Source organism: Veillonella sp. 3627, from assembly GCF_003992195.1.
GTDB lineage: Bacteria > Bacillota > Negativicutes > Veillonellales > Veillonellaceae > F0422.
Genome location: NZ_RQVG01000025.1, coordinates 1 through 796, shown reverse-complemented (window position 1 = coordinate 796; position 796 = coordinate 1). Strand labels below are relative to the sequence as shown.

Below are 796 nucleotides of genomic sequence, written 5' to 3'. Positions count from 1 at the left end.
GAGGATGGTACTAAGAAAGCAACTACATTTGTCAAAGTAGATGTGAATAGAGATCTTAAAATTGATTCTGTCACAACTGGTGGCACAGCAGTTGATAAAAATGGTAACAACCTTGTGAAAGTGGGCGATGATTACTATAAAGAGTCCGACATTGATCCAGTGACAAAACAACCAAAACCTAATGCAAAACCAGTTCCAAAAGCTGATGTGACACCGGCCAAAGATGGTGCGATGATCGTGAAAAATGCTGACGGCAAAGATGTAGTGTCTGCAACAGTTGGTAAAGATGGTAGCGGTGCCTTCGCAGTCAAAGGCAAAGATGGTAAAGACGGCATTTCCATGACCGCGAAAGATGGACAAGGTGCCATCGGTGTGAATGGTAAAGATGGTGCTACTACAACCATAAAAGGTGATACGATTACGATCAAAGATAAAGATGGTAACACTAACACAAGTACACCAACATCTAATGAGTTGAAAGATACTAAGGGAAATACCAATACATCTACAGCAGACAAAATTGAGCTAAAAGACAAAGCTGGTAATACCAATACAAGTACTCCGACAACCAATGTATTGAAGGATACAAATGGAAATACAAATACTTCTAATGCTGCAGGAACTACTTACAAAGATAAAGATGACAATACAGCTGTAGTAGGACCTAAGGAAATTGCTTTAACTGATAAATCTGGTGATAATAAGGCATCATTCACCAATAAAGATTTAATTTTTAATGCAACGGATCCGAAGACTGGCGTAGAAAAAACATCGCATGTATCTGGTGATAAGATAG

Annotated in this window: 1 protein-coding gene; it reads left to right on the top strand. The window is 38.8% G+C overall.

Going from position 1 to position 796, the window contains the following annotated elements; genetic code table 11:
• On the top strand, positions 1-796 hold a 796-nt coding region (locus EO114_RS07775), incomplete at both ends, for a hypothetical protein (RefSeq protein WP_164723805.1).